The 22,351-nt window shown below is 69.6% G+C and carries 18 protein-coding genes; 9 read left to right on the plus strand and 9 right to left on the minus strand.

Annotated elements, in window-relative coordinates:
• The first annotated feature begins 31 nt into the window (after positions 1–31).
• Positions 32–502 carry a hypothetical protein gene (locus Q2K16_RS11915; RefSeq protein WP_302745395.1) on the plus strand — a complete coding sequence of 157 codons (471 nt, stop codon included), beginning with the start codon at positions 32–34 and terminating at the stop codon, positions 500–502.
• A gap of 134 nt (positions 503–636) precedes the next feature.
• On the opposite strand, the gene Q2K16_RS11920 is transcribed toward Q2K16_RS11915, so the two are convergent.
• Together Q2K16_RS11920 and glnA are read right to left on the minus strand one after the other, a co-directional pair.
• Positions 637–1,062 carry a DUF350 domain-containing protein gene (locus tag Q2K16_RS11920; RefSeq protein WP_302745397.1) on the minus strand — a complete coding sequence of 142 codons (426 nt, stop codon included), beginning with the start codon at positions 1,060–1,062 and terminating at the stop codon, positions 637–639.
• Positions 1,063–1,231: 169 nt separating this feature from the next.
• The gene (gene glnA, locus Q2K16_RS11925; protein ID WP_088644813.1) at positions 1,232–2,581 is read right to left on the minus strand and encodes a type I glutamate--ammonia ligase; all 1,350 of its coding nucleotides are present in this window, start codon (positions 2,579–2,581) and stop codon (positions 1,232–1,234) included.
• 247 nt (positions 2,582–2,828) lie between these two features.
• Here glnA and Q2K16_RS11930 point away from each other — a divergent pair, with 247 nt between their 5' ends.
• The 3 genes from Q2K16_RS11930 to Q2K16_RS11940 all read left to right on the plus strand — a co-directional run bounded on the left by Q2K16_RS11930 (position 2,829) and on the right by Q2K16_RS11940 (position 6,387).
• Positions 2,829–4,589 (plus strand): NAD+ synthase, encoded by a 1,761-nt coding sequence (locus Q2K16_RS11930; RefSeq protein WP_302745399.1) that lies wholly within the window; start codon positions 2,829–2,831, stop codon positions 4,587–4,589.
• A gap of 265 nt (positions 4,590–4,854) precedes the next feature.
• Entirely contained in the window at positions 4,855–5,700 is an 846-nt protein-coding gene (panB, locus tag Q2K16_RS11935; protein ID WP_302745401.1) for a 3-methyl-2-oxobutanoate hydroxymethyltransferase, read from the plus strand.
• A gap of 186 nt (positions 5,701–5,886) precedes the next feature.
• Positions 5,887–6,387, plus strand: coding sequence for a hypothetical protein (locus tag Q2K16_RS11940; RefSeq protein WP_302745403.1), 501 nt, complete (start codon positions 5,887–5,889; stop codon positions 6,385–6,387).
• A 122-nt stretch (positions 6,388–6,509) separates the two neighbouring features.
• On the opposite strand, the gene npdG is transcribed toward Q2K16_RS11940, so the two are convergent.
• Together npdG and Q2K16_RS11950 are read right to left on the minus strand one after the other, a co-directional pair.
• A complete protein-coding gene (gene npdG, locus Q2K16_RS11945) occupies positions 6,510–7,208 on the minus strand; it encodes an NADPH-dependent F420 reductase (RefSeq protein WP_302745404.1) in 699 nt (232 codons plus the stop codon).
• A gap of 78 nt (positions 7,209–7,286) precedes the next feature.
• Positions 7,287–8,717, minus strand: a complete 1,431-nt coding sequence (locus tag Q2K16_RS11950) for an RNB domain-containing ribonuclease (protein ID WP_302745406.1) — start codon at positions 8,715–8,717, stop codon at positions 7,287–7,289.
• 72 nt (positions 8,718–8,789) lie between these two features.
• Between Q2K16_RS11950 and Q2K16_RS11955 the strand changes: the two genes are divergently transcribed.
• From Q2K16_RS11955 to Q2K16_RS33225, 5 genes are all read left to right on the plus strand, one after another.
• Positions 8,790–10,253 (plus strand): hypothetical protein, encoded by a 1,464-nt coding sequence (locus tag Q2K16_RS11955; protein WP_302745408.1) that lies wholly within the window; start codon positions 8,790–8,792, stop codon positions 10,251–10,253.
• A gap of 38 nt (positions 10,254–10,291) precedes the next feature.
• Complete coding sequence (locus tag Q2K16_RS11960; RefSeq protein ID WP_302745410.1) at positions 10,292–11,512, plus strand: M48 family metalloprotease; 1,221 nt, start codon at positions 10,292–10,294, stop codon at positions 11,510–11,512.
• Positions 11,513–11,834: 322 nt separating this feature from the next.
• On the plus strand, positions 11,835–12,206 hold the full coding sequence (locus tag Q2K16_RS11965; protein ID WP_302745411.1) for a hypothetical protein: 372 nt from the start codon (positions 11,835–11,837) through the stop codon (positions 12,204–12,206).
• Positions 12,203–12,691 carry a roadblock/LC7 domain-containing protein gene (locus Q2K16_RS11970; protein ID WP_302745413.1) on the plus strand — a complete coding sequence of 163 codons (489 nt, stop codon included), beginning with the start codon at positions 12,203–12,205 and terminating at the stop codon, positions 12,689–12,691. The genes Q2K16_RS11965 and Q2K16_RS11970 overlap by 4 nt, the downstream gene beginning before the upstream one ends.
• A 253-nt stretch (positions 12,692–12,944) precedes the next feature.
• Positions 12,945–14,438, plus strand: a complete 1,494-nt coding sequence (locus Q2K16_RS33225) for a hypothetical protein (RefSeq protein WP_489671878.1) — start codon at positions 12,945–12,947, stop codon at positions 14,436–14,438.
• Between the two features lie 270 nt (positions 14,439–14,708).
• On the opposite strand, the gene Q2K16_RS11985 is transcribed toward Q2K16_RS33225, so the two are convergent.
• The 5 genes from Q2K16_RS11985 to Q2K16_RS12005 form a co-directional block, all read right to left on the minus strand.
• Positions 14,709–17,675, minus strand: a complete 2,967-nt coding sequence (locus Q2K16_RS11985) for a hypothetical protein (protein WP_302745416.1) — start codon at positions 17,673–17,675, stop codon at positions 14,709–14,711.
• A gap of 728 nt (positions 17,676–18,403) precedes the next feature.
• Entirely contained in the window at positions 18,404–18,766 is a 363-nt protein-coding gene (locus Q2K16_RS11990) for an RIP homotypic interaction motif-containing protein (protein ID WP_302745418.1), read from the minus strand.
• Positions 18,767–19,128: 362 nt separating this feature from the next.
• The gene (locus Q2K16_RS11995) at positions 19,129–20,349 is read right to left on the minus strand and encodes a tyrosine-type recombinase/integrase (RefSeq protein WP_489671914.1); all 1,221 of its coding nucleotides are present in this window, start codon (positions 20,347–20,349) and stop codon (positions 19,129–19,131) included.
• Entirely contained in the window at positions 20,349–20,534 is a 186-nt protein-coding gene (locus tag Q2K16_RS12000; RefSeq protein WP_302745421.1) for a helix-turn-helix transcriptional regulator, read from the minus strand. The genes Q2K16_RS11995 and Q2K16_RS12000 overlap by 1 nt, the downstream gene beginning before the upstream one ends.
• A complete protein-coding gene (locus Q2K16_RS12005; protein ID WP_302745423.1) occupies positions 20,531–22,285 on the minus strand; it encodes a replication initiator in 1,755 nt (584 codons plus the stop codon). Before Q2K16_RS12005 ends, Q2K16_RS12000 begins: the two co-directional genes overlap by 4 nt.
• Positions 22,286–22,351 lie beyond the last annotated feature (66 nt).

A 22,351-nucleotide genomic window follows, 5' to 3' on the forward strand; every position in this document is an offset into this window, starting at 1 on the left:
GTCAACAGCACCACCGACCCATGGAGGACCGATGTCCCGCACGATGTCGAGGAAGCAGCTGCTGGTCGGCCTCGCTGCCGCCGGCCTGCTCGGGGTGGGGATCGCCGCTCCGACGGTGGCCTTCGCCGAGGAGTCGGCGACCCCGACCGCCGGCGTCAGCAGTGAAGCCGACCAGGGCACCGACCGGCAGCAGCAGCGCGCCGACAGGCAGAACGAGTTCGCCGACGCGCTCGCCAAGGAGCTGGGGGTGGACACCGACAAGGTGACCGCCGCCCTGGAGAAGGTGCGCGAGCAGCACCGGCCCAAGGGTGACCGGCCGGAGCGCCCGTCACCGGAGGACCGGCAGGAGAAGCTGGCGGAGCGGCTGGCCCAGGCGGTCAAGGACGGCAAGCTCACCCAGGAGCAGGCCGACGCGATCACCAAGGCCGTCGAGGCCGGGGTCTTCCCGGGTCCGGCCGGCCGCGGCCACCACGGCGGCCCGGAGGGTACGCCCGGCAGGTGACCCACCTGCGGCCCGCCCCACCCGGCGGGCCGAGGATCGACACGACAGGGCCGACGTTGCGGTGTCCGGCGCACTGGGACACCGCAACGTCGGCCCTGTGACCCAGCCGGTACGGGCCGCGCGGGCGGCCGGGGTCAGGCGATGCAGGCGCAGACGATCAGGGCCGCGCCGAAGTGGGTGGCGGCGCTGACCCGGGCCGCCGGGTGCGGCTCGTCCGAGCAGATGACCTCACCGAGCCGACCCGGGGTGAGCAGGTCCAGGACGCCGAAGGCGAGCGCCATGACGGCCAGCCCGATGAGGCCGAAGACCACGGTCGAGGCGAGCCCCTTGGCGAAGTCGTCGTAGCTGGTGACGATCGCGGTGAAGACGATGCCGGCCACGCCGAGCTGGTTGGCGGCCAGCAGCAGCCCCGCGTTGCCGTTGCGGCGTACCCAGATCAGCTCGCGCAGTTTGCCCGGGGTGAGCACGTCGACCACCACGAAGCCGGCCGCCATCAGCGCCACCCCGACGACACCGAACACGACGCTCTGCCATGCTCCGGTGAGCAGATCTTCCAGCACCGACGGCCTCCCGACCTCCTGCGCCCGGCGGAGGTGCCGGCACGGTGATCGAGACGATAGCGGCACCGCGCCACCTCCGACACCCCCGCAACGGCGCAGACGCGGGCCGCCGGGGCAGCCGGGCCGCCACCGGCCCGGGCACGACGGCCCCGGCCGGCGGCGGTACGCACTACAGCGACAGGTACCGCTGCCGCTCGTACGGGGTGACCTCGCGGCGGTACTGCTCCCACTCGGCCCGCTTGTTGCGCAGGAAGAAGTCGAACACGTGCTCGCCGAGCACCTCGGCGACCAGCTCGGAGCCGGCCATCACGTCGATCGCCTCGGACAGGTTCTCCGGCAGCGCCTCGTAGCCCATCGCCCGCCGTTCGGCGCTGCTCAGCGACCAGACGTCGTCCTCGGCACCCGGCGGCAGCTCATAGCCCTCCTCGATGCCCTTGAGGCCGGCACCGAGCATGACGGCGAACGCCAGGTACGGGTTGGTCGCCGAGTCCAGCGACCGGACCTCCACCCGGGCCGAGTTCGGCTTGCCGTACGCCGGCACCCGGACCAGCGCGGACCGGTTCAGGTGCCCCCAGCAGACGTACGCCGGGCTCTCGGTGATCCGGTCCGGCAACGCCTGCGGGAACAGCCGCTTGTACGAGTTGACCCACTGGTTGGTGACGGCGGTGTACTCCCGGGCGTGCATCAGCAGGCCGGCGATGAACGACTTCGCCACCTTCGACAGCTTCATCGGGTCACCGGAGTCGTGGAACGCGTTGCGCTCCCCCTCGAACAGCGACAGGTGGGTGTGCATGCCGCTGCCCGGCTGGTCGGTGAACGGCTTCGGCATGAAGCTGGCCTGCACGCCGGTGGAGAGCGCCACCTCCTTGACCACGTGCCGGAAGGTCATGATGTTGTCGGCGGTGGTCAGCGCGTCGGCGTACCGCAGGTCGATCTCCTGCTGGCCGGGGGCGACCTCGTGGTGGCTGAACTCCACCGAGATGCCGATCCGCTCCAGCGCCAGCACGGCCTGGCGGCGGAAGTCCCGCGCCACGGCGTGCGTGGTGTGCTCGAAGTAGCCGCCGGTGTCCACGGCGGTGGGCACCGAGCCGTCCTGCGGGCCGTTCTCCAGCAGGAAGAACTCGATCTCCGGGTGGGTGTAGAAGGTGAAGCCCTTTTCGGCCGCCTTGGACAGCATCCGGCGCAGCACGTGGCGCGGGTCGGCCCAGGACGGGCCGCCGTCGGGCAGCAGGATGTCGCAGAACATCCGGGCGCTCTCGCCGCTGACCCCTCCCTCGAACGGGAACACCTGGAAGGTCGTCGGGTCCGGCATGGCGACCATGTCGGACTCGAAGACCCGGGCGAAACCCTCGATGGCCGAGCCGTCGAACCCGATGCCCTCCTCGAAGGCCGCCTCCAGCTCCGCCGGGGCCACTGAGACGCTCTTGAGCGTGCCCAGCACATCGGTGAACCACAGCCGGACGAACCGGATGTCCCGCTCTTCCAGCGTACGGAGGACGAACTCCTGCTGACGGTCCACTTCCCCAACCCCTCGCCACGTACGTCCGGCACCGGTCGGCCGGTCCGTCCTGACCGCCCAGTCTTCACCGGCCTGGTTAAGCAGACGTTACGCGACCTGCCCTCGCCCGTCCTGCGGTGTCCCGACGGCCGGATCGACGGGCGGCCTCCGCCCGCCGACGCCGGGTGGCCCGGGGGCGGGGAAAGGGTGGCGGTCGTCTCGTCGGAGCCGCCGGATTGACCGGCTGCCGCTGGGGCAAGATGAGGGCATGCCCACCCTGCGTCTGGCCCTGTGCCAGGTCAACCCGACCGTCGGCGACACGGCCGGCAACGCCGAGCTGATCCGCGCCTGGACCCGTCGGGCCGCCGACGCCGGCGCCCAGCTGGTCGCCTTCCCGGAGCTGGTGCTCACCGGCTACCCGGTCGAGGACCTGGTCTTCCGTCGTTCCTTCGTCGCCGCCTCGCAGGCCGCGCTGCGGCAGCTCGCCGCCGACCTGGCCGCCGACGGCCTCGGCGACCTGCCGGTCGTCGTCGGCTACCTGGACGCCGACGGGCCACCGCAGGTCAGCGGGGACGCCCAGCCGGGCCGGGGGGCCCGTAACGCCGCCGCACTGCTGCACCGGGGCGGGGTGGTCGCCCACTACTTCAAGCACCACCTGCCCAACTACGGCGTCTTCGACGAGGACCGCTACTTCGTGCCGGGCGACACCCTGACCGTGGTCCGGGTGGGCGGGGTGGACGTGGCGCTGACCATCTGCGAGGACCTGTGGCAGGCCGGCGGCCCGTTCGCGGTGGCCCGGCAGGCCGGCGTCGGTCTGGTGGTCAACATCAACGGCTCGCCGTACGAGCTGAACAAGGACGACGTCCGGCTGCCGCTGGTGCGCCGCCGGGCCGCCGAGGCCGGTGCCCCGATCGCGTACGTCAACATGGTCGGCGGCCAGGACGAGCTGGTCTTCGAGGGCGACTCGATGATCGTCACGTCCGACGGCGACCTGCTCACCCGCGCGCCGCAGTTCGTCGAGCACCTGCTCGTGCACGACGTGGAGCTGGCCGGGGCGGGCCCGCACGCCGCCGACACCGAGGATCTCGCCGACGGGATGCGGGTGCTACGCCGTACCGTCGAGGGGGTGCCGGCGGCCCCGACCGGGCCGGCGGCCGACGGCAGCCTGATGGCCCCGGTGGCCGACGAGGCCGAGGTGTGGCAGGCGCTGGTGCTGGGCCTGCGTGACTACGTCAACAAGAACCGGTTCCCCTCGGTGGTGCTGGGCCTGTCCGGCGGCATCGACTCGGCGGTGGTGGCCGCGCTGGCCGTCGACGCGCTCGGGCCACAGCGGGTGGTCGGCGTGTCGCTGCCCAGCCAGCACTCCTCGGAGCACTCCCGGGCCGACGCGGAGGACCTCGCCAAGCGCACCGGCCTGGACTACCGGATCGAGCCGATCCAGCCGATGGTGGACACCTTCCTGGCGAACATCTCGTTGTCCGGGGTGGCGGTGGAGAACCTTCAGGCCCGGGTGCGCGGGGTGATCCTGATGGCACTGTCGAACCAGGAGGGCCACCTGGTCCTCACCACCGGCAACAAGAGTGAGCTGGCGGTCGGCTACTCGACCCTCTACGGCGACTCGGTCGGCGGGTTCAACCCGGTCAAGGACGTCTGGAAGACGCTGATCTGGCGGCTGGCGAAGTGGCGCAACGCCGACGCGGCCCGCCGGGGCGAGACCCCGCCGATCCCGGAGAACTCCATCGGCAAGCCCCCGTCGGCCGAGCTGAGCCCCGGTCAGCTCGACAGCGACAGCCTGCCCGACTACGACGTGCTGGACCCGATCCTGATCGGCTACGTCGACGGCGACCTGGGCCGGGCCGGTCTGATCGAGTCCGGCCACGACCCGGCGATCGTCGACCGGGTGCTGCGGATGGTGGACACCGCCGAGTACAAGCGTCGGCAGTCCGCGCCCGGCACCAAGATCTCGATGAAGGCGTTCGGCCGCGACCGTCGGCTGCCGATCACCAACCGCTGGCGCGAGGACGGCTGAGCAACCCGGCCGGCTGGGCAACCCGGCCGGCTGAGCAACCCGGCCGGCTGGGCAACCCGGCCGGCTGGGCAACCCGGCCGGCTGGGCAACCCGGCCGGCTGGGCAACCCGGCCGGCTGGGCAACCCGACGCCGGCCGGCCCCGGCCGGCGTCGCCCCGGCGGAGTGAAATCCTGCACTGTTCCCTGCCGTCGACAGGTCGCGCGGTGCGACGATCGCGGCAGAACCCGGGGACCGCGACAGCGGCCTCGAGGAAAGGAGACAGTCATGGTGGAGTCCACCCCGACCGAGGTGACCGCCCTGTACGGCGGGCCGGCCACCCGCCGGGTCCGCACCCGCGACCTGATCGCCGCCAAGGAGCGCGGCGACCGGTGGGCGATGCTCACCTCGTATGACCAGTACACCGCCGGGATCTTCGACCAGGCGGGAATTCCGGCGCTGCTGGTCGGCGACTCGGCGGCGAACAACGTGTTCGGCTACGAGACCACCCTGCCGGTGACGGTCGACGAGTTGCTGCCGCTGGTGCGTGCCGTGGTGCGGGCGACCCGGCACACCCTCGTCGTCGGCGACCTGCCCTTCGGCTCGTACGAGGAGGGACCGACGCAGGCGTTGCGTACGGCGGTGCGGTTCATGAAGGAGGGCGGCTGCCACGCGGTGAAGCTGGAGGGCGGCCGGCGCTGCGCCGACCAGATCGCGGCCGTCACCGGGGCGGGCATCCCGGTGATGGCGCACATCGGCTTCACCCCGCAGAGCGAACACACCCTGGGCGGCTACCGGGTGCAGGGGCGCGGCGACACCGCCGACGAGGTGCTCGCCGACGCGCGGGCGGTGGCCGGGGCGGGCGCGTTCGCGGTGGTGCTGGAGATGGTGCCCGGTGAGGTCGCGAAGCGGGTCACCGCCGAACTGGCGATCCCCACCGTCGGCATCGGCGCGGGCCCGGACACCGACGCCCAGGTGCTGGTCTGGCAGGACATGGCCGGACTACGGACCGGGAAGGCCCCCCGGTTCGTCAAGCGCTACGCCGACCTGGCCGGGGCGCTGACCGAGGCGACCCGCCGGTTCGCCGACGAGGTACGCGGCGGCGACTTCCCCGCCACCGAGCACACCTTCTGAGCACTGGCGGTGGGGCGGCACCCCCGCCCCACCGCCCCGCAACGATCAACCGCCCGGTTCGGGCGCCTCACGGTACGCGCCGCGCCGGGTCGGGCGAGGGCCCGGCCCGGGATGATCGCCGCAGGCCCGGGGGGTGACCGTGGTACGGCGGGAGCGGCTAGGGTTCCGCCCGTGGATCATGTTCGCTTGTCAACAGTCGTCCTGACCTGTGTCTCCGTGCTGGCCCTCACGGCGTGCAGCGAGGCGGAGCCGTCGACCACTACCGCACCGTCGGCGTCGGCCACCGCTGCGGCCCCGTCGGCCGCCACCGACCCGACCACCATCGACCCGAGCACCGGCGGCCCGACCGCCGCCGCCGACCCGACAGCCGACAAGAAGCTCTGCACGGCGGCCAAGAAGATCGCCGACACGACGAAGGCCGACGTGATGAAGGCCGCGACGTCCGGTGGCGACCCCACGCCGACCATCCGCAAGGCCTACACGGAGATGGCGCAGAAGTTGGCGAAGGCCACCACCGGCGTCCCCACCAGTGAGGCGGTCACCGCGCTGGCCGCGTTCGGGGCCGCGTCCGGCCGGGCGGCGACCGCGGCAAACCTGGACACCGCCGCCGACGCCCCCGAGTTCCAGAAGACCAGCGCGATGGCGAACGCCGCCTGCAAAAAGGCAGGCGTCGACACCAACTTCTGACCACCACCCCACCGCACGACCCCACCCGCCAGAGAATCCTGGAGGGAACCGGCCCCCTGCGGGGCAGTTTCCCTCCAGGATCGCAGCGGAAGACGGGAACGGAGGCGGGGAGGCACGGTGGGTCAGAGGTCGGTGACCCGGATGCCGGCGTGGGCCTTGTAGCGCTTGTTGATGGCGATCAGGTTCGCGGTGAACGCCTCGATCTGGTGGGCGTTGCGCAGCCGGCCGGCGTAGATGCCGCGCATGCCGGGAATCCGGGCGGCCAACGCGCCGACGATGTCGACCAGTTCCCGTTCCTCGGTGCAGATCAGCACGTCGAGGTCGATCCGGTCGATCTCCGGGTCGGCCAGCAGCGGCGCGCTGACGTGGTTGAACGCCGCGCAGACCCGGGAGTCGGGCAGCAGGGCCGCCGCCTGCTGCACCGCGCTGCCCTCGGCGACCGGCAGCGCGTACGGGCCCTGCCTGTCGAAGCCGAGCGGGTTCACGCAGTCCACGACGATCTTGCCGGCCAGTGGACCGGCCAGCGCGCCGACGGTGGCCGCGTGCCCGTCCCACGGCACCGCGACCACCACCACGTCGCTGCGGCGGGCCACCTCGTCGTTGTCCGCGCCGGTCACGTCGGCCCCGGCGGGCAGCCGGGGCAGCGCGGCGATCTCCGCCGCCGCCTCGGCGGCCCGGTCGGCGGAACGGGACCCGATCAGCACCCGCTGGCCGGCACGGGCGAACCGGTAGGCCAGCCCCCGTCCCTGGTCGCCGGTGCCGCCGATGATGCCGACGGTCAGCCCGGACACGTCGGGGAGGGTGCTCGCGTCGTATGCCATGGCGTCATCCTCGCAAACCGCCACGCCACCAGCGGCGTAGGGCGCTGTCGGGCCGGGCCGCCGGGGCCGGGGCCGGGTTCAGGCCCGCTCGAAGAGCACCTTGCGGCCGACCGGGTCGGCGGTGACCAGGCGTACGGTGACCCGCTCACCCCGCGGCAGGTCCCCGGTACAGCGGGCCCGTACCGGCGGATCGTCCAACGCCACCGTCCCGCCGGGGACCCGGCCGGGCTTCGCCTGGCCGTTCGGGGGCACGTCGGCGTCCAGCACCGCCGCCGAGAACGTCTCCCCCACCCGGTGTTCCAGCAGCACCGCTTCGGCCAGATCGATGGCGCCCCGGGTGGCCGCCCCCGCCGTCCGGTCGGTCGAGGCCATCACCTCCGGCAGCCGGGGCAGCGCCGACCGGGCCCATCCGGGCACCTCGCGCCCCTCGTGCAGGGCCAGGCACACCTCCGTGGCGTACCTGTCGGCCAACCGGCGCAGCGGGGCGGTGACATGGGCGTACGCGGCGGCCACCCCGCCGTGTTCCGGCTGCTCCGGCAGCTCACCGTCGAACGCCGTGTACGCCGCACCGCGCATCAGCTCGGCCGCCTGGTCGACGAAGGCGGCGGCCCGGGGCCGGGAGGCATCCAACCCGGCCAGCACCTCGCCGACCCGTACCCCGTCCGGCCAGTGCACGCCCAGCGGGGCCGCCGCCGCGCGCAGCCGGGCCACCGCCTCCGGTTTCGGGGCGGGCATGGTGCGCAGCAGCCCGATCCGGCCGGCCAGCATGATGTCCGCCGCCGCCATCCCGGTGAGCAGCGAGATCTGGGCGTTGTGGTCCTCCATCGGGCCGGGGCCGCGCAGCACCAGCCGCCACCCGTCCCCGTCGGGTTCGACGTCCTGCTCGGGCAGGGGCAGGTTGACCGCGCCCCGGCGCAGGCCACGGGCGGTGAGCAGGGCACCTATCTCGGGCAGCAGCGCGATCGGGTCGGGTAGCCGGCCGGCGTCGGCGGCCACCTGCACGCCCGGGTAGTCCAGCTTGGCGCGGCTGCGTACCAGGGCGCGTTCCAGTCCGACGGCGACGGTGGCCCCGTCGGCGTCGAGGTCGATGGTCCATAGCACGGCTGCCCGGTCGACGTCGGGCAGCAGACTGGCGGCACCCTCACTGAGGGTGTGCGGATGCAGCGGCACGTTGCCGTCGGGCAGGTAGACGGTCTGCCCGCGCCGCCAGGTCTCCTCCTCCAGCGGCCCGCCGGGGCGTACGTGGGCGGCGACGTCGGCGATGGCGTACCGCACCCGGTAGCCGCCGGGTCGACGGCTGAGGTGCATCGCCTGGTCCAGGTCGCGGGAGGTGGCCGGGTCGACGGTGACGAACGGGACGTCGGTCCGGTCGGCCACGGCGGGCGGTGGGGCGTCGGCCGCCTCGTCCGCCTCGCGCTGCGCCGCGGCCGGGAAGCCGTCAGGCAGTCCCAGCTCACGGCGCAGCGCGCCGAAGTCGATGCGGGGCGCGAGCACACGTCGGATGACCACGGGTCAATCCTGGCAGCGTGCCGCGTGATCCGCTCTCCGGCGGGCGGGCCGCAGGCTCCGTACGGTCAGCCGGTGGCCTTGCGGGCGCGCGTCGGTGCGGTGGCCCGCGCCGCCGCCGTCCGTGCGGGCGCCTTGCGGGCGGTGGCTTTACGGGCGGTGGCCTTGCGGGCGGTCGTGGCCGTGGTCTTCTTCGCCGCCGCCTTGCGGGTGGCCGTCGCGCTGGTCCTGCGGGCCGGCGCCGCCTTCGCGGTCGACTTCGACGCGGGTGCGGTCTTCGCGCTCGACTTACGGGCCGGTGCCTTCGTGGCCGCGGTGGTCCTCTTCGCGGGCGTGCTCTTCTTCGCGGCCGTGGTCCTCGCCGCCGTCGTCTTCGCCGGCGTGGTCTTCCTGGCGGCCGTGGTCTTCCTGGCGGCCGTGCTCCTCGTGCCGGGCATCGCCTTCTTGGCGGGCATCGCCTTCTTCGCGGCGGTGGTCTTTGTCGCGGCCGTCGTCTTACTGGCGGCGGTCCGGGCGGTCGCGGTGGTCTTCTTCGCCGCCGCCGCGGTCGTCCGCTTCGCCGCGGTGGTCTTCTTCGCCGCCGTGCTCCGGGCGGCGGCCGTGGTCTTCCTGGCCGCCCCGGCGGTGGTGCGGGCGGCGGCGGTGGTCCTGCTGGCGGCCTTCTTCGCCGGGGCCTTTCTCGCGGTCGACTTCGACGCGGTGCTCCGGGCCGCCGGGGCCCTCTTCGCCGTCGACTTCGAGGCGGGGGCCTTCCTGGCGGCCGGGGCCTTCTTCGCCGTGCCGGTCGCCGTCTTCCGGGCGGTGCCGGTGGACGGGGTCCGGCCCGAGCCGGCGCCCGCCGCGCTCGCCGTCGCCCGGCCGGCCGACGCCTTGCGGGCCGCGGCCGTGGTCGTGGTCGAGCGGCGGGCCGCGGTGCTCCGGGTCGCGCCTGCGGTCCGTTGCGCGGCGGCGGTCTTCGTCGCGGCCGGGCGGGTGGTGGCCTTTGCTGCTTCGGCCATCTCGGTTCCCTCCTTGGGGACATGCTCCCGCGTGCCTCCTCACGGAGGCACGGAGTCCTCGACGCGGGCCGTCCCGCGCCGTTCAGTTGCCCTCCCCGGCCCAGCGGGCATCTTCGGCCTCCCACGCTTCGTTGCGCTCCTGCACCTTCTGCAGGGCGTTCTCCGCGTCGGCAGCCGAGGGATACGGTCCGAGAACGTGCTTGGCAGGGCACACGTCGGCATCGGTCTCGACCCGGTGGTGTCGGGTGCACCAGTAGTAGTGCCCACCACTTCCGCTGTCGTTCATGAGATCACTGTGCACCGGGCGCAGCCCGACCGCCACCGGATCGCCGCAATTGGTCGCGACCACATCCACAGTAGACGTGCTCGGCGGGCTCCGGGGCGAAATCGCAAAATCGGTCCTGACCTGCCCGGACGCCGCCGGAAAAACCCCCGGCGACACCGCGTCGGCCCGGGTCGCGGGGCCGCCGCGACGCGTCCGGGAGGAGCCGGAAAGCCGGTGGTACGACGCCGCACGCCCAGGCAGAATCGAACGTCGTGATCATGACGGGGACGTGTCCGCGCTGCACCACGGCGACCGTGTCCATCCGTGCGGCGATGCCCTGGTGCCCGGACTGCGAGTGGAACCTGGACGGCTACGACCCGGGGCGGCGGGCACCGGAGTTCGGCTGGGGACGGGTCGACAGGCGTACCCACCGGATCGCCGCCCGGCTGAACCGTCGGCAGTACGCCGCGCTCGTCGACCGTCCGTTGGAGTCGACCGGGCCGGGGACCGCGGGAGTGGTGACGGCGACCGTCTCGCTGCTGCTGACGGTCGGGGTGCCGACGCTGGCCGGGCTCGGCTGCTGGCTGCTCGTCGCGTACCCCTTTCCGAATGTCGCGGTCCTCCTCGGGGTGGCGCTGATCGCGCTGGCGGTGGTGCTGCGGCCCCGGCTGGGGCGGCTGGACGCCGATCTGGAGGTGCTCGACCGTTCCCAGACGCCGGAGTTGCACGCGCTGGTCGCGGAGGTCGCGGCGGCGATCGGCGCGCCTGTGCCGCAGGTGGTCGGGGTGGACGGCAGCTTCAACGCCTACTCGACGTCGGTGGGGTTGCGGCGGCAGCGGGTGCTCTGTCTCGGTCTGCCGCTGTGGGGTGCCCTCGACGGGGCGCAGCGGGTCGCGTTGATCGGTCACGAACTGGCGCACTTCGTCAACGGTGACGTACGCCGGCTGCTGGTCACCCAGCCCGCGCTGACGATGCTCGGTGACGCCGCCGACCTGTTCCGGCCGTCCCCCGCCCGCCGGGACGTCGGGTTGCTGGAGCTGCTCGGCGAGGCAGCGGGCCGGGCGATGTCGTGGGCGCTGTCCCGGGTGCTCTTCGGCGTCCACCTGCTGCTGGTCTGGACGGCGTTGCGGGACGGCCAGCGGGCCGAGTACCTCGCCGACGAGTTGGCCGCCCGGGTGGCGGGCACCGACGGCGCGCGTAACCTGCTCGACGTCCTGCTCAGCGGGGACGCGGTGGCCCGGGTGGTGCGGCAGGCCTCGCGCGCCGGGGACGGGCCGGCGGCGTGGCGGTCGGGGGTGGCGCTGGCCCGGACGGCGGCTGCCGGCCGGATGCCGTTGGTCCGCCAACTGTCGGTCCGCGACGAGGCGTCGCTGTTCGCCGCGCACCCGCCGGCCGGGCTGCGCCACCGGATGCTCACCGCCCGCACCCCGCAGGAGCCGACGGTGACGCTGGACGGCAGCCGGATGGAGCGCCTCGACGCGGAGTTGACCAGGCACTTCGACCGGACGGCCCGGACCGTCGCCTGGTCCGGCTGAGCCGTCGTCCGTGGTGTCCACGGCCGGGACGGTCGTGGCACGCGGTGGCCCCCGGATCAGAGACTTTCGGCCCTACCGTCCCGACCAGGCACTTGGTATCAGTTCGCCCCGCGATGAACCATCCCTCGGCCTGGTCCTCTTGGCGGGACCGCCGGGCGGTCCGGGTCGGCCGGACAGCCCCGATGCGGCGGCACCGAGTGCGACCGACCCGGGTGTGTGCGAGCCTCGTCAGACCTCTTGCGGCGCTGCCCACCGCCCGCCACCTGGGCGGGACGACGACGATGTCGACGGCGCCGCCCTGTCGAAGCGGGAGAACACCACCGTGGCTAGCCTGGACGTCGCCCTGAAGAACGCGATGAACATCGACGGAGCGATCGGGGTGGCGCTCGTCGACTACAACAGCGGCATGACCCTCGGCGTGGCCGGCGGCACCGGCGAGATCGATCTGACCGTCGCCGCCGCCGGCAACACCGACGTCGTCCGCGCCAAGATGCGCACCCTGGAGATGCTCAAGATCGAGGACGAGATCGAGGACATCCTGATCACGCTCGGCAGCCAGTACCACCTGATCCGCCCGCTGACCGGCCGCACCGGCAAGGGCCTCTTCCTCTACCTGATGGTGAGCAAGAGCCGGGCCAACCTGGCCATGGCCCGGCACCAGCTGCGCATCATCGAGGAGAGCCTGGAACTGTGACCGCGGACAAGACCGAGACCATCCTGCCCCGCCGTTCCGCCCGCGCCGCCACCCTGCCCGCCGCCCGGCCGCTCCCGCCGTCGCTGGCCGGGGACCGCTCGTTGCCGTACCCGGCGATCAGTCGTGAGCTGGCGGCACTGCGGCACGAGATCCCCGGGGTGCACGGCTGCGTTCTGGGGGGCGTCGACGGCCTGCTCATCACGCACAACCTGCAGAACGAGGTGGACCCGAACGACCTGGCCGCGCTCGCCGCGACCACCTTCGGCCTCGGGCGGCAGGTCGGCATGCGGCTCGGCCAGGGCGACTTCCAACAGTCCACGGTACGCAACCAGGGCGGCTACCTGAGCGTCTACGCGGTCAGCGAGCAGGCCCTGCTCGCCGTCATCGGCACGGACACCGTCAACGTCGCCCGGCTGCACCTGCGCGCCCCGGGGGTGGCGAGCCGGATCGCGGCGCTGCTCACCCGGGTCCCGGCCCAGGCCTGACCCGTACGGCGGGGTGCGGCCGGGCACGCCGTACCCCCGCCCGGCCGGGACGGAGCCCCGCGGTGACGGATGAGTCCCGACCTCTGTCCACACTCCACCGCACCAGCCGACCAGGACCCCTGGAAGTGGCTTTTCCGAAATAATCGTCACTGCCGGAAAATTGTTCACAGATAGGCCAAAAACGCGCGACACAGCAACGTTAATTGACGGTGAGAGTAACTACGTCGACACATGTTTCTGATCAAGTCGACGCATGCCACCATCCGTACTCGCACAGGCGACGCAGGCCACGCGTCGGCGACTTCTGTTGCTGTCAGGGCTGATCGCGCTGACCGCTCCCCTGGTAGCCACCCCCGCCGAGGCAGAGCGCGCCGTCGGCTCCGGCGTCACCATGCCCACCTGCGCCTGGTCGTCGAAGTATGGGGCGACAAGCCTGAACGCCTACTGGCCGGACACCGCCGCCACCTACTGGTCGACCATCTATCCGGTCACGCCGGGCCTGGAAATCACCCTCTCCGGGGTCTTTCCCGACGCCAGGTACGCGTCCTTCAACGTGTACGACGACAAGCCCACGTACTTCACCCGTAATGGCGTCAGCTCCAGCATGCCGGATTACCTCATCGCACCGGACGCGGGCAGCCAGAATCCGTGGCAGACCGGTGTCGCGCCGGGTGGGCGGTTCACCCTCACCATCACCCCCGAGGTGGCCTTCGGACAGACCAACCGGCTGCCCCTGGCCCGGGAGGACGCCCTGCCCGGCGCGAAGGCATCGGTCATCTTCCGGGTCTATTTGCCGGCCGGTGGTGACACGACAGTCGCCCTACCCACCATGACCCTCACCCTCGACGGGGTGTCGCAGACCCTGCCGCCCTGCTCGTCGGGCAGCAGCACCTCCACCACCCCGGCGAAGGCGGACGCCCGGGAGGCGGGGCTGTCCGGCGCGGGCGGTCCCGGTGACGGGCCGGGGCATCCCGGGGGCGGACCGGGCGGACCCGGCCACCACCCCGGCGGACCGGGCGGACCCGGCCACCCCGGCGGTCCTGGCCCCGGCGGCCCCGGTCATCCAGGTGGGCCGGGCGGGCCCGGTCATCCCGGTGGGCCGGGCGGGCCCGGTGGGCCGGGGCATCCCGGGGGGCCGGGGTTGCCGGAGGAGACCGGGCAGAAGCTCTTCACCCGGACGTCGGAGGTGGAGAACCTCGCCCCCAACCCGGACAACGCCTACCTCGGGACCTGGGTCAGCCCGCCAGCGGCGGACCAGGTGCTGGTGATCCGGGGTCGGGCACCCCGGGCGGTCACCGGCAACCATCCGGGCGTCTGGCCGCGCCGACACGCCGACCTGCGCTACTTCTCGATGTGCACCAACCTCGGCGGCCAGGTCAAGCCCGTCGTGATCAACCGGTTCACCGACGCGCCGGCGAGCCTCGGGTGCCGCTACGACGACGACACCCGGCTCGACCGACACGGCTACTACACGTACGTGCTCGGCAGGGAGCAGCAGCGGACGGCAATCGAGGCGGTGGACGACGCGACCTTCCTGCCGTTCTCCGTCTCGTATCCGGCGGCTCCGCACATGGTGCTGCTGCGGAACCTGCTGCCGGTGCCCGCTTTCCCGCACGCCACCCAGAACGTGCCGGTGGACAGCTCGGCGGAGACCGCCGCCGCCGTGATGGGGCCGCACTATCCGCTGTTGAAGGTCTGCTCCCTGGCCAGCCTGGCCGCTGACGGGGGTCGCGTGTGCACCGCCTGAACTGAACGGACGGGGCGTCCGGGCGTCGACGACGCCCGGAGCCGATGCCCATCCGGTGGGCGACGGACGAGTCGACCTGTACGCCGGATTATGAGGGTGAGAAGCCTGCCGACCTGGGCAAGAGCCCGGCTACTGCCACCGTAGGCCGTCGCTAGGCCGTCGGAGCTGCGCTCATATGCCAGGCGGGATCTTCTGCCGACCCAGCGGAAACCCCGGCCGGCCGCTGAAGTAAGTCCGATACCCAGTTCACGCCAGCTCTTTCGGCGCTACTCAGATAGCCGCTATCCTTTCTGCCGCAACGTCCAAGATAACGTCAGGATGCAGTTTCGCGAGCGCATGTAGTGCCGTCGTCCAATCACGAGAAAGTGCAGCAATAAGGAGGCGGCGCGAATCGCGAGGCTCTACGGCTGTCGCAACAGCGGCGAGCGCTTGACGAGTCAATTCCTGACTACTCATGGCTTGCACAATCGCGTCAGCCCGGTCGACGTCCCCCGCAACACCTGCCGCCTCTGCCACTGCGATCATAGCCTCCGACCGCCGAAACAAGTCAGTAATAGAGGCAGCAATCGCTTCGGCTCGGTCGACATCACCGCCCTTCGCTACGGCATCAACCACGCCAGCCAACGCTTCTGCCCGCCGATAGGGCTCGGAGATCGCTTTGGCGATAGCTTCGGCTCGGTCGACATCGCCAACCATTCCTGCCGCTCGCGACACCGCGACAAGGGCTCGCGCCTGATAATGAGGGTTAATGACCTTCGCTATAGCCTCAGCCCTGTCAATATCACCCGCCATGCCCGCCGCATGCGACACCGCAAGGAGAGCCTGACCCAGGTAATAGGAAGCAGTTATGGTCTTGGCGATCGCCTCAGCTCTATCAACATCACCCCTCGCCGCAACAACCTCAACTACGCCAACCAGGGCTCGCATTCGCGAATAAGGATCTTCAATCTGCCCCGCCGACCAGCTGGCAAGATCGATCTTCCCGGCTACCGCCACGGCCTTGACAGATGCTGTTGCCATCTCTTCTACCGCCCATTGTTGCGAGTAGGGGTCTGAGATGGCGCTTGCGATCGTCTTAGCTCGAGAAGCGTTGCCTGTCTCCGCCAAGGCAACTGCGACACTCCTCAAAGCCTGGTTTCGTCGAATCGTTTCCCCAACTGCCCGAGCTACCAACTCAGCCCGATCCAGCTCGCCCGCTGCTATCGTTGCATCGAACATAACCATCAGCACTTGGTCCCGAAGACCAGGGTCTCTAATGGTGCGCGCCAGGCTCTCCGCCCGCCCCATATCCCCCGCCACAGCTACAGCCTGCGCAATAGTACCAAGCGCTTGCCCTTGTAGATACTTGTTCTTAATGGTAGCAGCAATCGTTTCCGCCCGATCAACATCGCCGGCAACGGCTACCGCTTCCACAAGCGCCGCGAGGGCACGCGCCTCCTTATCCTGGTCGATAATGGCGCGAGCGATTCCCTCTGCATCGGTAGCTAGTTGCGCCGCTCGGACAAGGTCACCAGATGCCGCTAGCGAGTTTGCTAAGGCAGTAAGTTCCCGCGCCCGCCGGGCAGGATCGCCGATCGCCCGAATGATGATTTCAGCATCCGTGATTAGGCGAGCGCTGCGGAAGATGTCGCCGCTCACCATTGCCGCCTTGGCCAGTCCCGTTAGAGCCTCCACCCGTAAACCAAGATTCGCGATTGCCTCCACATCGAACTCGGCATCGGCAATAAATTTCACTGCCCGAACAGTGTTTCCAGCCGTTGCTACCGTCTCCGCTACGGACGCAAGAGCCGCCGCCCGCAGTTCGGGAACGTCAATAGAGGCGACGATAGCGTCGACACGTTTTACGTCTCCGGCAACGGCGGCCGCTTTGGCGATAGCAATCAGGCCACGGGCCCGACGATACCAGTCAGAGATTCCCTTTACGATGGCGCAAGCCCGGCTGATTTCGCCATTTCCAGCGCATGCCCCGACTACTTCTATCAGCGCTTCCGCTCGCCATCCTGGGTCAGAGATGCCGCTACATAACCTCTCAGCCAATTCGATCTCGCCAGTCGTTGCCGCGGCTTTGCTTACAACGGCTAACGTTTGCGCTCGCCGGTAGGGGTCCACAAGGGCCTCAGCGATACTCTCTGCCCTAGTCATTAGACGGCTTGCTTGATCATGATCCCCAGAGGCCGCCTCGGCGGCAGCCACTCGTGTCAGCGCCTGGGCACGCCAGGACGGGTCTGCAATGGCCGTAATGATTGATTCAGCCTCATCGACTCTGCCCAGAGCCGGCAACGCTTCAGCAAGAGCTATTAATGCCTGCGTCTGCCAATACGGGTCGGCGATAGAACGAGCGATCACCTCGACGCGTTCGAGGTCGCCGACTCGGGCCGCCGTTTGTGCAACCGCAGCAAGTGCCTGGGAACGTCGGTCAGATGTAGCAATATCGCGTGCCAGAGCTTGGGCGTATCCCACATCGCCAGATGCCGATATTACGGTGGCCAGCGCCGCCAATGCCTGAGCCTGCCCGTCAGGATCCGCAATGCCACGCGCAAGAGCCTCTGCGCGAGCCGTCTGTCCAATCTTCGCCCACACGGACGGTAGCCCACTTGGCAAATTGGCGTTACGCGAAGTAAGCGCGTCGCGATGAATAGCCAACCGCGTCATCGCAAGTACATCAGCCTCATCTCTAGTGATGACGATGTCATGTGCAGACGCTATCTCCGCGAAAGCAGCAGCGTCACCACCAGTAGTTGCCAAGAGCCGGTTGTGTCGATTTGAATCCACCGCAAGCTTGACGAGGCGACCATAGTCCTCCTGCGCACGGAGCATGCGCGGATAACCTCGCAGTAAATACTGGGGCGTATCGCCACTCCAGCCGCTTTTAGAATGCCGGTCCGCCCAGCAGTGGAGCCGCTCCCGGTACCCCTCTAAAGCCCGCCCAAGCCGATGTATAGCACTTTCACGCAGGGTCTCATGGGCGAAAATGAAAGTGTGTTGGCCATCGACTCCAATTGCATCAACCCGCCCGGTAACAGTGCGACCAAATTGGCCGCCGAGCATGCTATCGAGACTATACCGAGGAATGGTGGTTAGCTCCTCTAGATCGTCTAGGGTGAGGCCGCCGCCACTCGCCGTGATTAGTCCGATGACCTCTTGTTTCGACTGGCCACCATGCAGAATCTGGTCAAGCTCAGCCCGGGCAGCAAGGGCGATCTCGGTAGCGTGTTGCGAGACGTCGAGGTCGCGCACCCGGCATCTTCGCAGTGGATGGTCACGAGATACGTCACCTGGCAGCTGCGGGTGAGGGCGACTGGCGACTATGACCCGAAGATGCTCGCCGGGGGCTTTCGGAAGCATTGATGCAACGCTAGCCAACTTCGAGTCCGCGCCGGTACCTATGTCCTCGTCCAAACCGTCGACAACCAGCACCAGTCGCCTACCCTCAGCGTGGACCTTTTCGCTGGCAGTTCGCAACAAAGCTCTACGGTGAGCGTCGCGTGCAGTCGCGGTTAAAGTTGGCGGCAGAGTTTCGTCAACGATTGCCGAGAGTTGATCGAGTAGAGCATCCGTGAAGGCGTTGCTATCAGCTTGGGCGGCAAGTCGCGCCGTCACAAAAAACGACACCACCTCAACCCCTTGTGGCGGGCTAAGGACGAAGGTTGACAGTAAGGCAGACTTGCCCGCCCACGGGCCGGCCCGCAACCAAAGGTACTGTTCGTCACTTCCACAAAAGTCCGCAAGTTCCTTGAGTTCAGCGTCCCGATCTTTTAGCATCCCAGGCAGTCCGCTACCCGGCGCGATATCACGGACCTGCTCGATATAACCGGACCTTGTCCACCATCGGGGCCGACCGCCATGGAGATGCAAGTGCATCTGCGAACTGTCTCCTACTTGCACCCCGATTGCGTTCCGCAGGTCCACCGCCCTGACAAGATCAGCTTCAATCGGCTCTGTCATGGAAGTCATCAGTCCAAGGGTTAAAATTTGATGTTCATATTCGAATTATCTCCAATTTGGACGCCCTTCGCATCGTGCATGTCGATCACATACTTGCCAACTTTCGCCTGCGCAGGATCGCTCGCACGAAGAACCTGCCGCGCCGCAGCAAGAACATCTTCATCATTTGCGACGTCAACGGAAATAACCAAAGACTTCAAAATGTTGGGATCAGCGACACGCGCCTCAAGCGCTTCTACGATCTGCTCGGGGTCTGCCTCTGGACTTCCAGTTTTCCGCAGCCGCCGCAACAAAGCGTCTCGCAACTCCGAGTAAGCATCCTTGACTGCGACACTTATCGTGTCCGATAACCCCGCCGCCAACGCGCCGACCACCAGAGACACCGGGTCCATCTCTAACCTCCCAGTCCGTCTGGCTACCGTACCGGACAACCAGAACCATATCTAAGCTGATCAGCTTTCGATGCTAACGTCGCTGGCAAACACTCGACAGCCACAAGTTCCACGTCTGGCTAGAACTACGTGGCCGCAGCGCTGCGGCAGAGCGTTGCCGACCGCCTGGCTTCCCATGACTCACTTCCAGTAGGCTTTGCCGCTTTGCTGCACAAATGCTTCATTGATTCACCGGTAGTGGCGGACCTCTCTCCTCCCCTTCGTCCGCACTAGAGCGCAGTAGGCATGCTGCTAACGAGCCCTGCGGGACGGGTCAGGGGGTACGGGCTGCCCGTCACGCGTGGCTCTCTTGATTACCGATTCGTACCCCACTCCTGACCTGGAAGCGACCCAAATAGATCATCGGTCGATCGCCGGGTTCGCTCCTCGCTGGCAGGCATCAGGTGGGTGTAGACGCGGAGGGTGAAGCCGGGATCGGCGTGGCCGAGATACGAGGCGAGGGCCTTGATGCTCTCCCCCGCGTCGAGCAGCGACGAGGCGTAGAAGTGGCGTAGCGCGTGCATGCCGGTGGCCCGGGTTGGCGTGATGCCAGCCGCCACGACAGCGGGTCGCCAGCTCTTGTTGTCGAAGGTGCGCCGGTTGATCGCGCCCCGCCGGGTAGTGGTGAACAGCAATGGCACCGTGACCCGCTCGTCGGTGGCCGGATCTTCCCACGGCAAGGTGAGCGACAGCGGGGCGAAGTCGTCGACGTGCTGCCGCAGCTCTCGGGCGACGGAGTCGGGCAGCGGTATCCGGCGGTCCCGGTCGTTCTTGGGCAGCCCGAAGACGAGCCGAGAGCGGACGAGTTTGACCTGGCGGCAGACGTGCACCCAGCCCGCGTCGAAGTCGATGTCGTCGACCGCGAGACCGAGGATCTCCCCCTGCCGCAGACCGCAGCCGGCCCCCAGGTCGACCATCGGGCGGTACCGCTGGGCGAGGCCACTGCGGACTGCCGAAACCTGGTCGTACCGCCAGGGCACCACCCGACGCTGTACGGGTCGCGGGGGCTTGACCGATTTTGCCGAACACGGGTTCTTGGCGATGCGCTCGTCGTCGACGGCCGCGCCGAGGATGGTCCGGAGATGAGCGAAGACGACGGCCCGGGTCGCCGGGGCCAGCTTGCCGACCATGCCGGCATCCCACTCTCGGATGTGACCCGGCTTGATCGAGGCAAGTTGCCGAGAGCCGAAGAACGGCAGCAGGTGCTTCCGTACCCGGAACTCTGTGCTCTCCCGCGTCGACTCGTCGAACGAGCGCGTACGCAACCAGCTCTCGGCGTACTCAGCGAAGGTAATCCGACCGGCGGACGGGTCGACGTAGGAGCCCCGGAGCTTGTCCGTCTCGGTGGAGACGAGGAAGGCGTCAGCGTCACGCTTGGCCCGGTCGGGGAAGGACTGGCTACGTTCCCGCCCGTCCGGGCCGATGTACCGCACCCGGTAGCGCATTCCCTTGCCGAACAGACTCGACTTGATCCGCTCCTTCCGGCCGCCGGGGTGCCGGATCACCTTGTACCAGCGATCCTCCACGTGTCCCATCAGGCCGCCGCCTGCGCGCGTACCCACGCCCGGACCGTCTCCGGTTCGTACCGCAGGTGTCGACCGACCCGGGCCGCCGGCGGACCGTACTTGACCTTGCGCCAGCGGTACAGCGTTTCCTGCGGCACCCGCAGGTAGGCCGCCACCTCCCGCACCGTCCAGAGCCCATCGTTCACCACCGTCATAGCCCCTCCCCCGTTGTGTCGCCCGTTCCTGTTGCTGATCCGTCGTCGGGGAGCTGAGCGGCCCGGTCCTTGGCGGCGAGCAGTTCGGAGCGCCAGCGGGCACGCTCGCTGATCGACCGCAGCAGCCGGTGAGCCATGGCCGGCACGTCCGGGTCATCGGGTCGGGCCAGTTCCCAGGCGTGCCGGACCGGTTCGACGGTGGCGCCCTGGTCGTCGACCCCATCGAGGCCGACGGTGACGCCGAGCAGTGATCGCACCCAGGCCCGGACGTCGTGCTTGTGGTCGCTGAGCGTCTTGCCGGACCAGTCGCGGGAGATGAGGATGCGCCGGCCGCCGATGCCGAGGGTGTCCCGTTGGTGGACCTTGCCCTTGCACCGGCCCGGCTTGAGCTTGGCGTTCGCCTTCTTGGGTTGGATGCCGTAGAGCAGCCAGTTGGCGCACCGGTCGGTGCAGGGCGTGATGCGCAGTTCCCGCCAGAGCCGGTCGAGGTGTTTGCGTTGCCGGTCGGTGGTGGCCTTGTGCACGTCGCCGGTGTGTTTGGTGATGTACTTCGTGACGTACCGGATGGTCCGTTCGGCGTCGGTGGTGCCGGGCATGACGCCCCGCGCGTCGACCTGGGTACCGAAGCGGACGACGTGCACCGGTTCCGCGTGCGGGTTGTCGTCGATGGCGTCGAGGGCTTCCGTCCAGGTGGTCAACGGCTCGCGGGTGTCCGGGTCGACCCACGCCGAAGCGTCCTCGTCCCACACGGGAGGCCGGTCGGCGGTGTACTGCTGGACGTCGACGGCCGGCCACCACACCTGGTGATAGGTGGCCGCTGCCACCGTGCGGAGGGTTTCGCGGGGGATGGTGCCCCGGATGGCGAAGTGTGCGTGTGGGGCGAGGCGGCGTTGTGGCTCGACGCAGCCGGAGTACTGGACATTCCAGCCCTCACACCGCCGTAGGTTCTGCCAGAAGCGATCCAGGAGTCGGGGGAAGTGCACGGCGTCCCAGGCGGCACGGCGGTAGTCGTACCGGTCGGGATTGACCGGGGTGCCGTCGGGGCGGACCGGGCCGTAGGAGTCGAGGGTGAGGGTCAGCCACATCGACGGCCGGTAGGTGGTGCCGTCCGCAGCGGTGAACGTCCTGCCGACCGTGCGCCGCTCCACCTTGCGCCGAGGCAGCTCGGGAGCATCCTGCCGACGTCGGGTCGAGCGCTTCCGACGCGGGCCGGTGTCGTCGTCGCCCTGGTCGTCGTCGCCGGTCGCGTGCGGCGGGGCGACCCTTCCCCGGAGTCCTTCGGCCGCAATGGCCTCTTCCACCTCGCGGATAGCGTCGTCGAGGTCTTCGACCTGGTCCCACTGGCACGCCCGGGATGCCTCGTCACGGGAGAACTCCAGATGCCCGCGCAGCAGGATCAGCGCCTTCTGTTCCTCGGTCGCGGGTTCCGGTGGCGGTAGTGGTTCGTCGTCGCGGTGCCAGCCCTCGCGGATCTGGGCCTGCCGCAGCCGGCGGTTCTTCTTGGCGCACGGGGCGCACTTGTCTTCCCGGGTGGCCCCGCAGGGCAGGTCGATGACTTCGGTCAGGCCGGTGTCGAGGTCGGTGCGGCGCATGGCGAGGGGACGCACGCAGACGCCGTACTCGGCGGCGATCTCCTTGAGGACGTCAACCGAGCGGGGTAGCGCCATGCGGGCCGCCCGCGACCCCGGCCGAGGAACAGCGACCGGGGTCGGGGCGGCCGGTTCGAGGCCCGGCAGGGTGGGGGCGGTCATCGGCCCACCCCCGCCGTGAATGGAATGCGGTGGTTCTGGGTGCGGGTGCGCCGGTACTGTCCGGGC

It is taken from the genome of Micromonospora cynarisoli (assembly GCF_030518815.1).
Classification (GTDB): Bacteria; Actinomycetota; Actinomycetes; order Mycobacteriales; family Micromonosporaceae; genus Micromonospora; species Micromonospora wenchangensis.